The sequence below is a fragment of the Nocardia sp. CNS-044 genome (genome assembly GCF_059570515.1).
In genome coordinates this window covers 1314051-1328218 of sequence record NZ_JCANSX010000005.1, presented here as the reverse complement: position 1 = coordinate 1328218, position 14168 = coordinate 1314051, and the positions used below count along the sequence as shown (strand labels likewise).

At 71.2% G+C, this 14168-nt stretch carries 4 protein-coding genes; all 4 read right to left on the bottom strand.

Features of this window, described 5'->3' with window-relative positions; genetic code table 11:
• Positions 1–70: 70 nt before the first annotated feature.
• From T333_RS06965 to T333_RS06950, 4 genes are read right to left on the bottom strand one after another with little or no spacing between them, the layout of a single operon-like run.
• Positions 71–5104: an amino acid adenylation domain-containing protein gene (locus T333_RS06965; RefSeq protein ID WP_496423951.1), complete on the bottom strand. Its 5034-nt coding sequence runs from the start codon at positions 5102–5104 to the stop codon at positions 71–73.
• Positions 5105–5145: 41 nt separating this feature from the next.
• Positions 5146–9723: an amino acid adenylation domain-containing protein gene (locus T333_RS06960; protein ID WP_496423950.1), complete on the bottom strand. Its 4578-nt coding sequence runs from the start codon at positions 9721–9723 to the stop codon at positions 5146–5148.
• 13 nt (positions 9724–9736) lie between these two features.
• On the bottom strand, positions 9737–12835 hold the full coding sequence (gene nbtC, locus T333_RS06955; protein WP_496423949.1) for a nocobactin polyketide synthase NbtC: 3099 nt from the start codon (positions 12833–12835) through the stop codon (positions 9737–9739).
• Entirely contained in the window at positions 12828–14150 is a 1323-nt protein-coding gene (locus T333_RS06950; RefSeq protein ID WP_357245947.1) for a beta-ketoacyl [acyl carrier protein] synthase domain-containing protein, read from the bottom strand. The genes nbtC and T333_RS06950 overlap by 8 nt, the downstream gene beginning before the upstream one ends.
• Positions 14151–14168 lie beyond the last annotated feature (18 nt).

Here is a 14168-nt window from a genome sequence, read left to right as displayed (position 1 = left end):
GTCGGAGGCGCGCCAACCGGCCGCAGCGGGCATCCGGTCGGCCGATGGGAAACCGGCCGACCGGTGCGCGTCAGTTCTGCGCCGCCCAGGAACTCTGGAGCGCCGCGAGGGCGTCCTGATCGAGGCCGGACACCGACATCGCCTCGTGCCGGTGCTCGTCCTCGCTCTCGGCGGGCGGGTTGGCGGCGGCCTCGTCCACGGCGGCGGCCAGTTCGGCGATGGTGAAGTACTCGAACACCAGCTGCGGAGTCAGCGGCAGACCCGCCTCGCCCGCCCGGGCCGCCCACTGGATGGCGATGACGCTGTCACCACCGAGCCCGAAGAAGCCGTCGTCGCGGCCGACGTCGGTGATCTCCAGCAGTTCCTCCAGGATGGCGATCAGGGTGCGCTCGGTATCGGTCTGCGGCGCTTCGCTTTCGCCGCCGGTGGACCGCGCGGACGCGGGCGTCATGTGCACCACCGAACGGGCCCTGTCCCATTCGGCGGGCAGCACGTCCAGTTCGGTGAGCGCCCGGTCCGGCTGTTCGGCGAAGGCCTCGAACACCTTGGCAAGCACGTCGGCGAAGACCTCGCCGGTCGCGGCCTCGTACAGGTCGGGGTTGACCACGACGCGCGCGATCAGGTCGCCGGTGATGTCCACGGTGTAGTCGAAATGGAAGTCCATGAACGACACGTCGTAGAACTTGGCGATGCCCTTCAGCGTCGTCGCCCCGTCCTCGCTGAACGCGACGGGCGCCTGCCGGTGCCGGAAGTGCATCATCACCTGGAACAGCGGGTTGCGGGCCAGCGAGCGCGCCGGGTTGATGGTCTCCACCAGCCGCTCGAAGGGCACACCCTGCTTGCTGATCGCGTCCAGCGCCGAATCGCGTACCCGGTCCAGCACGACCCGCGGGGTCGGATCGCCCGAGACGTCGTTGCGCAGCACGACGACATTGGCGAACAGGCCGATCAGGTCGTCGGTCGCCTCGCCGATGCGGTTGGCGACCGCGGCGCCGATGGCCAGATCGTCGCCCGCGCCGAGCGCGTTCAGCACCACCGCGCTGACGGCCTGGCACAGCATGAACTCGGTGGCCCCGGCCTCCTCGGCCCTGGCCCTGGCCTTCTCCCAGATCGCGGCGGGCACCGTGCGCGCGGTGCCGATGCCATTGCGGCCCAGCACTTGCGGACGCGGGCGGTCGTGTCCGACGGCGATCTCGTCCGGCAGCCCGGCCAACGCCTCGCGCCAGTAGTCCAGCTGTGCCTGACCCGCGGCGCTGACCTCGCGATCCGCTCCGCGATCGAACATCTCGCGCTGCCACATGGCGAAATCGGCGAACTGGATGGGCAATTCGGACCACTCAGGGGCGGCTCCGCGCACGCGAGCGCGGTAGGCGGCGGTGAGATCGTCGACGAAGATCTGGCAGGACCTGCGGTCGGCGATGATGTGGTGCATCAGGATCGACAGCACGGTGGTCCGCTCGTCCAGCACGAGCAGCCGCAGGCGCAGCAGCGGCTCGGCCTGCAGGTCGAACACGTAATCGGCGTCGGTCGTGAGTTCCTCGTCGAGCTTCGCCTCGTCACCGTTCAGGTCGAGGACCGGGACCTCTACGTGCGCGATGGGATGCACGAGCTGGTACGGCGTGCCCTCGTGCTCGGGGAACGTGGTGCGCAGCGATTCGTGCCTGGCCACCACGTCATCGATCGCGGCGAACAGCGCGGCGCGATCGATCGGTCCGTCGAACCGGATCGGGTAGGTGACGTTCTCGCCGTCGATCGAGCCCTCCATGCGCCGCTGCAACCAGTACGCGCGCTGCGAGTACGACAGCGGGATGTGCTCGGGCCGCTCCCTGCGCACCAGTTCGGGCCGCGAACCGCGCGCCTCGGCGACGGCCTGATCGGCGTCCGATGCCTCGGTCTCGCCGAGTTCGTCCAGGTCGATACCGAATTCGTCGAGGAACGAGGCGACCAGGTGAGCCGCGAGCCCCGCGACGGTCGGCTTGTCGAACGGCACGCGCATGTCGATCTCGATGCCGAACTCGGCGCGGATCATGGTGATCAGGCGGGCGGCCAGCAGCGAATGGCCGCCGAGTTCGAAGAACGAGTCGTCGGCGCCGATGCGGTCCTGGTTGAACAGGGTGGCGTACAACGCGGCGACGCGAATCTCGGTGGGCGTCTTCGGTTCCCGGTAGCTACGCGCCACCGCGAGCTCGGGGGTCGGCAGGGCGCGCTTGTCCAGCTTGCCGTGCGCGGTCAGCGGCACCTCGTCGATGACGGTGAGCGCCGCGGGCACCATGTACTCCGGCAGGCGCGCGCCGACGAACGCCCGCACGACGTCCAGGTCGAGTTCGACGCCCGGCTGGGGCACCACGTATCCGGCCAGGATCGGGCCGAGCGACTCGTGCTCGGTGACGATCACGACGCAGTGCGCGACACCGGGATGATCGGTGACGGTGGCTTCGACCTCGCCGAGCTCGATGCGATGCCCGCGCACCTTGACCTGCTCGTCCGCGCGGCCGACGAACTCGATCTCGCCGTGCGCGTTGCGTCGCGCGAGATCACCGGTGCGGTAGAGCCTTTCGCCGGGCAGGAACGGGTCGGCGACGAAACGCTCGGCGCTCAGGCCGGGCCGATGCAGGTAGCCGCGGGCCAGCTGGCGGCCGCCGAGGTAGATCTCGCCGACGACACCGTCGGGCACCAGCTGCAGCGCCTCGTCCAGCAGGTAGAGGTAGACGTTCTGGTTCGGTACGCCGATCGGCACGATGCCGGTGCCCTGCGGTCCGTCGACCGGCATGTGGGTCGAGCAGACCACGGCCTCGGTGGGGCCGTAGTGGTTGCGCAGTTCCGCGTCGAACTGGGTGGCGAACCGGTCGGCGACCTCGCCCGGCAGCGCCTCGCCGCCGACGGGCACGTGGCGCAGCGTGCGCCAGTCGTTGACCTCCGGCAGCACCAGGAAGGTGGCCAGCATCGAGGGCACCATGTGCAGCACCGAGATGCCGTGGCGGGTAACCAGATCCGCGACGTACGGAATGTCGCGGTAGGCGTTCGGCTTGGGCACCACGACCCGCGCGCCCGCCGCGAGCGTGACGAAGATGTCCATCAGCGAGGCGTCGAAGCTCACCGAGGTGGACTGCAACACCCGGTCCTGCGGCGTCAGGTCCCATTCGGCGTTGAAGCAGGCCAGGTGCTCGGCGATGGCGTCGTGCGGCACCGGAACGCCCTTGGGCTTGCCGGTGGAGCCCGAGGTGTAGATGACGTAGGCGCTGTTCGACGGGCGCAGCGGCGATCGGCGATCGCTGTCGGACGGGTCGGCCTCGGAACGGTCGGCGGCCTTGCCTTCGGCGTCGGCGAGTGCGTCGGCGTCGAGCACGAGCTCGGGCTCGGCGTCCGAGAGCAGGTACTCGATGCGGTCGGCCGGGTAGGCAGGGTCGATCGGCAGGTAGGCCGCGCCCGCCTTGAGCACCGCGATGGACGCGACGATGAACTCGACGGAGGTCGCCATGCGCAGCGCGACGATGTCCTCCGCGCCGACACCGAAGCCGATCATCCAGTGCGCCAACCGGTTCGCGCGCCGGTTCAGCGCGTCGAAGGTCAGCTCGACGTCGTCGGAGACCACCGCGACATGGTGTGGCGCCGCGGCGACGCGCTCTTCGAGCACGGCGACCAGGGTGGTCACGGGCGTCTCGACGAGCGGGCCGTGCGAGGCGGCCAGCAGCTCGGCGCGGTCGGCGTCGCCGAGAATGTCGATGTCGCGCAGGCGAAGCCGGGGATCCCGCAGCGCGCTGTCGAGCAATTGCACGTAGTGGTCGAGGAATTGGGCGACCAGGTGCTCGTCCAGCACGTCGACCAGATAGGTCGCCTCGACCCGCGCGCCCGCGCTGTCGAGCACCACCATCAGGCCCAGTTCCTCCTGGGCCACGCCGCTGCCCAGCGGCAGTTCGGCGGATTCGACACCAGCCAGGTCGAAGCCGTTGGCCTCGCCGCGCACGCTGAAGCTGAGCTGCACCAGCTGCGCCATGGCGTCGCGACCCGCGACGCGCTCCGGGCCGACCTCGCGGACCACGCGGTCGATGCCCACGCCCTGGTGGCCGAACGCGCCGACGCACGCGGCGCGGGTCTGCTCCAGCAGCGTGGCGAAATCGGCGGAGCTGTCCAGGTCCGCGCGGACCAGCACGGCGTTGCCGAAGTAGCCGATGAGGCTTTCCGCGCCCGCGCGCCGGTTGACGACGGGCACCGAGACGAGGAAATCGGTCGCGGCGGTGTACCGGTGGACCAGCGCCTCGAACGCGGCGAGCAGCACCGTGAACGGCGTGGCCGAGTGCTCGCGCGCGAGCTCGACGACTCGCGCCATCAGTTCCGGCGCGAGGGGCCTCGTGCGCTTGTCGGCGTTCTTGGACGGGGTGGCCACCGCCGCTTTGCTCGGCAGTTCGAGGCGCTCGGGCAACGGCGTCAACGTCTCGCGCCACCAGGCCAGATCGGCATCCGAGCCACCGTCCGCGCCGACCTCGACATCGATGTACTGGGCGCGCGGTTCGGGCAGGTCCGCGCCGCGGTAGGCGGCGTTGACCTCGGCGAAGAACACCGGCCACGAGTCGTCGTCCCAGCCGACGTGGTGCACGACGAGGATCAGCACGTGCTCGTCGGCCGCGGTGCGCGCCAAGGTCGCGCGCAGCGGCAGGTCGGTGGTCAGGTCGAAGGGGCGCGCGAACTCGCGGCGCGCCAGCACCTCGACCCGCAGGTTCCGGCTCGCCTCCGGCAGCGCGCTCAGATCGTGTTCCTGCCAGGGCAATTCGACGTCATCGCGGGACACCTGGAACGGCTCACCGTCCGCGTCGACGCCGTAGGTGGTGCGCAGCACCTCGTGGCGGGCCAGGACGGTGGCGCAGGCCGCGCGCAACCGCTCGGCGTCCAGCGCTCCGGTCAGCCGGTAGGCGACGCAGACGTTCAGCGTGGTGTCGGCCGGTTCGAGGCGCTGCACGAACCACATGCGGCGCTGGGCGTCCGACAGCGGACTCGGCTCGCCGCTGACGCGGGTACGCACCGGGGCGGGCGCGTCGGCCTTGACGGCGTTTTCGCGCAATCGGCGCTGCAGCAACTGCTTACGACGCTCGAGAATGTCCTCTGACATGGTGGTCCTTCGATTCGGCTGACGGTCTTGGGGTTCCGGGTTCACGCGGGCGTCGCGGGCGGTCCACCGACGGCGACGGGCGCGATCGCGCGCGCCAGCGCCGCGATGGCGGCGTGCCAGATCTCGGCGAGCCGCGCCACTTCGGCGGCGGTGAACAGGACGTCGCTCCACCGCAGGAGGGTGACCAGCTGCGGTCCGGCGTCGGTGGGCTGCACGCCCGCGATGACGTCCATGGCGTACCGGAGGGGGAAATCGGGTTCGGGCGCGGTCGGCAACTGGGTGAACAGCTCGACCTCGTGGACCGGCGACCATGGCTTACGGGTGACGGCCAGGTCCATCCGGCCCAGGTAGTCGAACAGCACCTGCGGCTCGGGAGCCGCGGCGAGTTCGGCGTCGGCCTGGAGATAGCGCAGCACGCCGTAGTCGACGCCGTTGTTCGGCACCGCGGCCAGCGACGCGGCGACCGAGGCGAGCAGTGCCCGCGCCGCGGCCGGGTCCTGTTCCGCGGCGGCCACATCCACCGCGTCCGCGCCCGCGCCGAAGCGCGCGGGGAAGACACTGGTGAACCAGCCGACCGTCTGGGCGGTGTCGACGTCGGCCCCGAGCACCTGATCCTCGCGACCATGGCCCTCCATCGCGAGATACGCTCCGCCGCTGGCGTCCTGGCCGCGTTCCCGGCGCCAGGTGGCCAGCGTCGCGGTCAGCGCGGCGAGCAGGAACTCGCGCGCGCCGAGCTCGCCGGTGAGTCCGTCGAGCACCGCCGCGGTCGTCTCCGGCGCGGTGAACAGCGGCTGCACCCGGTAGGAGGACCAGGTGTCGGTGCTCGGATCCGGCCGCCGGGCGGCCAGCACCGGGTCCGGCGCGGTCGTCTGCGCGATCCAGTAGTCGCGCTGCGCGGCGACCTCCGCGCTGCCCGCGCGGGCACGAGTCAGCTCGGCCCAGGTGCGGTAGGACGTGTACTCGACCGGCGGAGCGAGTTCCGACGCACCCGCCGACAGCTCCTCCCACGCCGCGGCCAGGTCCGCGCAGATGATGTGCCAGGAGACCGGGTCCACCGCGAGGTGGTGGATGTTGAGCAGCAGCAGGCCGGGGCCGTCGGCGCGGGTGAACCAGACCGCGCGCACCAGATCGCCGGTGAGCGGGTCGATCTCGTCGGCCACGGCCAGCGCGTGCGCACCGAGTTCCGTCGGGAAGTTCGGTCCCGCTTCGATTCTGGTCAGGATGTCCGCGGCGCGCACCACACCCGGCTCGCGGGTGACGACGTCGTATCCGGCCGCCGTCTCGACGAAACGGGCGCGCAGCATGTCGTGACCGTCGAGCAGAGCTTGCAGCACCGCTTCCAGGCGCGGGCCGTCCACCTCGGCGGGCAGTTCCAGCAGGGTGTTCAGCGCGAGCCTGCGGTAGTTGCCGTGCTCGTGCATCCAGGACAGGATCGGCACTTGGCCGACCGCGCCGTATTCGGCGACGGCGCCGCTCTTTTCGGTACCCGCGCCCGCGTCGATGGCCGCCGCGAGTTCCCGGATCGACCCCGCGGTCAGCACCGCGCGGGGACTCGTCGCGATTCCCTTGCGGCGCAAGGCATTCACCAGCGAGATGGCAACGATGCTGTCCAGACCCAATTCGACCAGGTGCTCGTCGATACCGGGTTCGGCGCCGCCGGTGAGTTCTGCCACGGTCGCGCACAGCGTGCGTTCGGTGTCGGAGGTCGGCGCGGTACTCGCCGCCGCGCTGTCCAGCGCCGTGGTCGCCAGCGCCTCGAGCTGCCGCGCGTCGAGCTTGCCGTTGCCGGTGACCGGCAGTCCGCCGACCGCGAGGATGCGGTGCGGGACCATGTAGCCGGGCAGCCGTTCGGCGAGTTCGGCGCGCAGCCGGGCGGATTCGAGTTCCGCGCCCACCGCGAAGCCGACGAGCACCGGCCCGCTCGGGCGGCGCAGCACCAGTACCGCGGCCTCACGGACGCCGGGCAACGCGTGCAGCGCGGCCTCGATGTCGCCGATCTCGATGCGGTAGCCGCGGATCTTCACCTGGTCGTCGGCGCGGCCGAGGTAGGCGAAATCGCCGGAGGGCAAGCGGCGCACCAGGTCTCCGGTGCGGTACATGCGCTGGCCCGGCCGGAACGGGTCCGCGACGAAACGCTCGGCAGTGATGGCCGGCTTGCCCGCGTAGCCGCGCGCCAGCTGCGCGCCGGAGAGGTAGAGCTCGCCGATGACCCCGTGCGGCGTCGGACGCAACCGCGAATCGAAGACGTAGCCCGTCATTCCGGTGGTGGGCGAGCCGATGGTCGGCGTCGCCTTCGGGTCGGCGACGGAGGCGACCACCGCTTCGACCGTGGTCTCGGTGGGGCCGTAGCAGTTGTGCACGGCGGTGTTCGGCAAGGCGCACAGCTGTTTCCACAGCGGCACGCCGATGGCCTCGCCGCCGAGGGCGAGCACCGCGAGGTCGGAGCCGCCGTCGTGCACCAGGCCCGCGGCGGCCAGCTGGGCGAACATCGACGGCGTGGTGTCGATCATGTCGATGCCGTGCCTGCCGATACCGTCCACCAGGCGCTGCGCGTCGCGCATCTCCTCCGCGTCGAACAGGTGGATCGACTGACCGTCCAGCAAGCCGATCATCGGCTGCCAGGACGCGTCGAAGCTCAGCGACCAGGCGTGCGCGATCCGCAGCGGCCTGCCGAGCCGAGCCGTCGCGGGCCGGTACACCCGGTCGCGGTGGTCGGCGAAGTAGGAGGCCAACGCGGCGTGGGTGCCCATGACGCCCTTGGGTTCTCCGGTCGAGCCGGAGGTGAAGATGAGATACGCGCACTGTTCCGGGTGCCCGGACACCGGGGCCGTGAGCGCCGCGGAGTCGGTCACCACCGCGCCGAACGACTCGACGGGAGGCAGCGACTCGATCTCGTCGAGCGCGGGCACACCCGCGCCGTCCACCACGATCAGTCGTGGGTTCGACTGACGCACAATCGATTCGATCCGCGCGGCGGGCAGCGTGATGTCGACCGGCACGTAGGCCGCGCCAGCGGCGAGCACACCGAGGATGGCCGCGATGGACTCGGCCGAACGCGGCATAGCGAGGGCGACAACGTCTTCCGAACCGATGCCGCGCGCGGCCAGACCACCGGCCAGGCGCAGTGCGGCTTCGGAGAGCTCCCGATAGGTGTAGCGCTCGTCTTCGGTGCTCAGCGCCAAGGCGTCCGGCGTCGCGGCCACCTGGCGGGCGAACAGCTCCGGCACCGTCACGCCCAGGACGTCGGCGGCGGGCGACACGGGCGGTCGCGGCCGCTCTCCCGGCAGCAGCACGTCGAGCGAATCCTGGCCCGCGTCACCGATATCGGGCAGCTGGCGCAGTACCTCCACCAGGCGAGCGCCCAGGTCGGCGGGCGAGATCTCGCCGAGCACCGCCTCGACGGCCTCCACCACCACGGCCAGCTCGCCGTTGAGCAGGTAGGAGACGACCGCGAGCGGGTAGTGGGTCAGGCTCTCCGACGCGGTCGGCCGGAAGGTGGTGCCGTCCGCGGTGCTGATCGCCTGGAGCACGTCGGCGACCGGCGCGTTCTCGTAGACGAAGAGCGTGTCGAACAGGGCGCCGCGCCCGGTGGCCCGCTGAATGGCGGACAGGCTCAGATATCCGTTGTCTCGCATGGTCGCCGACGCGCGCTGCAACTGGGCGCAGCCTTGCGCCACCCCGCCCGCCGCTTCCAGTTCGTCGAGCCGGATGCGCACCGGAATGGTGTTGATGAACAGGCCGATCATGGTCTCGACACCGGCCAGCTCGTCCGGCCTGCCGGAGACGGTGGTGCCGAAGACGACGTCGGTGCGGTCGGTCAGCCTGCCGAGCACGATCGCCCACGCGAACTGGACGACCGTGTTCATGGTCAGCCCGTTCGCGCGGGCCCAGCGCTGCACCCGGTCGGTGTCGGCGCCGTCGAGGACCACCTTGTGGATGGTCGGCACGATCGTGTTCACCGCCGCGTCGGCGCGGTCGGCGAGAATCAGCGGGTCCACCTCGGCGAGGTAATCGGCCCAGCCGCGCAGGGTGGCCTCGTTGTCGCGGGCGCCCAGCCAGCCGATGTAATCGCGGTAGGGGCGCGGCGCGGGCAGTGCGGCCGCCGAGCCGCCCGCCTCGTAGACCGCGAAGAGTTCGCGGAAGAACACACCGAGCGACCAGCCGTCCATCAGGATGTGGTGGGCGGTCACGATCATTCGGTGCGACCCGTCGGGCAGGGCGACCATCGCGACGCGCAGCGCCGGACCGCGGGACAGGTCGAAGCCGTGACGGGCCTCGGAGGCCACGATCGCTTCGAGTTCCCGTTCGTCGGCTGTCCGTTCGAACCACGGCAGCTCGACCGAGGTGGGCACGATCTGCACCGGCTTGGGCACGTCGCGGTCCCAGAACGCGGCGCGCAGGTTGGCGTGCCTGCGCAGGATCGCCTCGACGCTGCGGCGCAGCAGCGCCACGTCGACCGGGCCCGCGACCTCGATCACGAACTGCATGTTGTACAGGTCGTCGTCACCGGCCAGCTTGGCGAGCGAGAACAGGCCCTCCTGCAACGGGCTGAGGGCGAGCACGTCCTCGATCTGCGGCGGCGCCGCCTTGCGCTCGGTCGCCTGCGTGGTCTCCGACATTCCAGCGGACTCCTCAGCCTTTGTTCTCGGACATCAGCGACACGACGTCATCCAGGGACGCGCCGCCGAGAATGGCGGCGACCGGAAGGTCGCGGTTCAATTCGGCCTTGAGCCGTTTGCGCAGATCGAGCGCCTGCAACGAGTCCATGCCCAGCGAGACGAGCGGGACCGAGCCGTCGATGGCCTCGCCGCCGTCGGAGAGCATGACGCGGTCCAGCTCCTTGCGGATGCGTTCGGCGAAACCCGCTTCCGGAACAGACGGCGCGGAAATCACTGGGGCCGATACCGTCTCGGCGCGCATCGGCTCGGCGGCCGGTGCGGTCGTCGGCTCGGGAGCCGGAGCCAGTTTCGCGAGCACGTCGAGCGCGGGTGCGAAAACCTGTTCGAGCCCGACGGTTTCGGTGACGCCGCGCAGCTTCGACCAGTCCGCCGCGAGGACCAGGCTGTTGGCGGAGGTGTCGGCCAGCCCGGCCGCCACCGCGTCGGCCGCCGCCATCGGCAGCAGACCCGAGCCCTCGATCCTGGCCTCGACCGCCGCGTCGGCCTCGGCGGGCAGCACCCACAGCCCCCACTGCACCGACGTGCACGCGCGGCCTTCGGCGCGCAGCCGCCAGGCCATGGCGTCGAGCATGCGGTTGGTGCCCGCGTAGAGCGCCTGGCCCCAGCCGCCGAGGGTGGCGGCGAAGGACGAGCACAGCAGCACGGTGGCCGTGGGCGTCGTCGGCAGGGTGCGCAGCACCTCGCCGAAGCCGACCACCTTGGCCGCGCCCGCCTGGGCGACGGCCGCGGCGTCGGCGTCGGACGCGGCGGAGTACACGTAGTCCACGGCCGCGTGCGCCAGCAGGCTCACCGGGCGGTCCGCGTACCGGGCGGCCAGCTCGACGACCGCCGCGGGATCGCTGATATCGCAAGCGAACACGTCGATCTCGGTGTCGGCCAGCGCGCGGACGGGGCGCAGCCGTTCGGTCAGCGCGGCCGTCTCGCCGCCGCGGTTCACCAGGGTGATCCGGCGCGCGCCGTCGCGGACGAACTGCGCGCAGAACTCCAGGCCGACGTGCCCGGTGCCGCCGAGGATCAGCACCTCGCTCAGGTCGGATGCGGCGGCCGTCGGGGCCTGCTCGGCCACGGCGAGTCGCTTGGCGTGCAGCTTGCCGTCGCGCATCGCGAGGTCGGGCTCACCCGCCAGTTGCACGGCTTCCAGAATCTTGTCGGCGGGCAGCTTCTGCTCCAGCGCCGGGTAGTCCGCGGGCAGGTCGATACGGCGGAAGGTGACGCCGATACGCTCCAGCGCGACGCAGCGGAAGGCCGCACCGGCCGCCGCGGCGGCGAGCGCGGGAATCTCGTTCTCGCCCACCGCTTCCGCGCCCGCCGTCACCAGCCAGCACTCGGTGACGCGCGGGCCGAGCGCCGCGAGCCAGCCCTGATCGGTGGCGAAGTCGGCGAACTCGGCGACCGCGGCCGCCTCGTCCTGCGCGCTGCTCGGGGGCAGCAGCACCACGACCGTGTCGGCCTGCTCGACGGGCGAACCGTCGAACATCGTCACCGTCGCACCGTGCCGTTCGGCGCGCTCGCGCAGCGCGGCGGCCAGCTCGGCGCAGCGACCGTCACGGTCGACGAGGGCGACCGTGCGCGGCGGCGTCAGCGTGCGCCGGGAGAGCCGAGTCCAGTTCTCCACCAGACGAACCGGCGCGACCTCGGCCGGACCCGTCGTCTCAACGGACCGGTACGGCGCCCACAGCCGCTTCGGCGACATCTGGGTGTGCGGGAAGTTCGGCAGCGGGAGCCGGACGGCGGAGCCCGCCACGCGCAGGCTCTGCCAGTCGTAGTTCAGGTCGTGCACGGCGAGGGTCGCGAGGTTGCGCGTGAAATCCTCCAGCCCCACCGCGGTGCGCCGCGAGGTGCCGAGCACCTGGAAGTCGCGCGGTCCGGTTGCCGGGTCGTCCGGCACGGTGGCCAGGTTCTCCTGTAGCGCCAGTTGCAGCGTGGGGTGTTCGGCCACCTCGATGAAGGTGTCGACCTCGGCGGTGGCGGCCACGACGGCGCGGTCGAAGCGGACCCGGTTGCGCAGGTTCCAGTACCAGTACTGCCGGTGCGTGATGTCCGGTGTGATCGGTCCGCCGAGAGTGCCGCCGTAGCAGGTGATCTCGGTGGGCGAGAAGGTCGGCGCGCTCATCTCGTCGCCGAGCACCCCCTCCATCTCCTTGCGGATTTTGATCAGGAACGTGGTGTGCGCCGGGTAGGCGACCTTGATCTCCTTGGCGAACTTCCCCTCGGCGTTGGCCATCGCCACCATGTCGGCGACGGTGTCCTGGTCGCCGGAGATCGCGAGAATGTGCGGCGCGTTCACGACGGCGAGCTCGGCCCAGCCGGAATGCCTGGCCAGCATCGCCTCGCACGCCTCGCGGTCCATACCGAGCACGGCCATCGAGTACTGCTCGGGGTAGACGATCTCGTCCACGAACCGCGCACGGTGGGTCACGGCCAGCACCGCGTCGCGCCGGGTCATGACGCCCGACACCCAGCCCGCGGCCAGTTCGCCCTGGCTGTGGCCGACGGTCGCGACCGGGCGCACCCCGTACGCCTGCCACATGGCGGCCAAGCCGGACATGTGGAACATCAAGGCGGGCTGCACTTCCCAGACGGTGTCCTGGTATTCGCCCTCGTTGCCGAGCAAATAGTGGAACGGCGCGATGTGGCCGTAGCGCTGCTCGTGGATCTCGACGCAGGCGTCGACCTCGGCGCGGTACTCCGGTGAGTTCTCGTAGTAGGAGCGGCCCATGCCCGGCCGCTGACTGCCCTGACCGGGGAAGACGAAGCCGACACGGCGCGGCGAAGCGAGTCCGACGGTGCTCACCACCGCGGGGTGCGGGGCATCCGCGACGACGGCGCGCAGCGCGTCGAGCAGGTCGTCGCGGGTGCGCGCCATCGCGAGCGCGCGGCGGCGGCGCGCGATCCTGGTGCGGAAGAGCATGTCCGCCACGGCATCCGGCGTCACGCGCTCGTGGCGCTCCAGGTAGGAGAGCACGGCGGCGGCTTCGGCGCGCAGCCCGTCGGCGGTGTCGGAGGACAGCAGCACCGGAACGGCGCCGTCCGGGAGACGGTAATCAGGCATCGATATCCTCCAGAACCGGCATGGCCAGGATGGCGTGCGCGTTCGTGCCCGCGACGCCGAACGACGAGACCGCGGCGTAGCGGACGCCCTCGTGCGGTTCCCACGGCTCGAACTCCGTGGCCAGACGCAGCCCGGTCGCGTTCCAGTCCACCGCGGCGGCGGGGTCGTCCGCGTGCAGTGTCGGCGCGATGTGGCCGTTGGCGCCGCACAGCAGCACCTTGATCAGCCCGAGCATGCCCGCGGCGGCCTGCGCGTGGCCGACATTGGTCTTCACCGAGCCCAGCCGGGGACCGCGCTCCGGGTCGGCGCCGTAGGTCTTGCACAGCGCGGTGAGCTCCAGCGGGTCGCCCACCGGAGTTCCGGTGCCGTGCCCCTCGACCAGGCCGACCAGGCTCGGGTCGATGCCCGCCGCGTCGATCGTCTTGCGCACCAGCGCTTCCTGCGCCTGCGCGCTGGGCACCGCGATCGGCGCGCCCTTGCCGTTGTGGTTGACCCTGGTGGCCAGCACCCTTGCGTACACGCGGTGGCCGAGTTCGCGGGCCCGCGACTCGCGTTCCAGCACGACGACTCCCGCGCCCTCACCCCACAGGGTTCCGGTCGCGCTCGCGGAGTAGGCGCGCAGGTGACCGTCCACGGCCAGCGCGTTGTTCTTGGCGAACTCGTAGAACGCGGCGGGCGAACCCATCACGCTCACGCCGCCCGCGAGCGCCCAGTCGCACTCGCCGTTGCGGATCGCGGCGGCGGCCTGGTGCACGGCGGTCAGCGACGACGCGCACGCGGTGTCCACGGTGATCGACGGACCGACCAGACCGAGACCGTGCGAGATGCGCCCGGCCACCGCGCCCAGCGCGGTGCCGACGGCGCGATAGCCGTTGTACTCGTTGACTTCGCCGGCGCGCGGGCCGTATTCGATGAACGAGGCGCCCATGAAACAGCCCACCTCGTCACCGGCGAGTGCGCCGGGGTTGATCCCCGCGTGCTCGAGCGCGCGCCAGGCCACCCGCAGCGCGACCCGCTGCTGCGGATCCATGGCGACCGCCTCGCGCGGCGTGATCCCGAAGAATTGCGGATCGAATTCCGTTGCCCCGGTGAGGAATCCACCGGCGTCGGGCACCGAACCCCAGCCTTCGTCGCGGTGCAGGGAGAAAACTTCCCGCAGCGGCCATTCCCGGTCACGGGGAAAAGGACCGATCAATTCTCGCGATTCGGCGAGTGCCGACCAGAAATCGTCCAGATTGTCGACGCCCCCCGGCGCCTCCACCGCCATACCGGCGATGACAATGTGATCTTCTTCCCCCGAAACAGCGCGTGCCATGCCAAACCTAACGTGCGA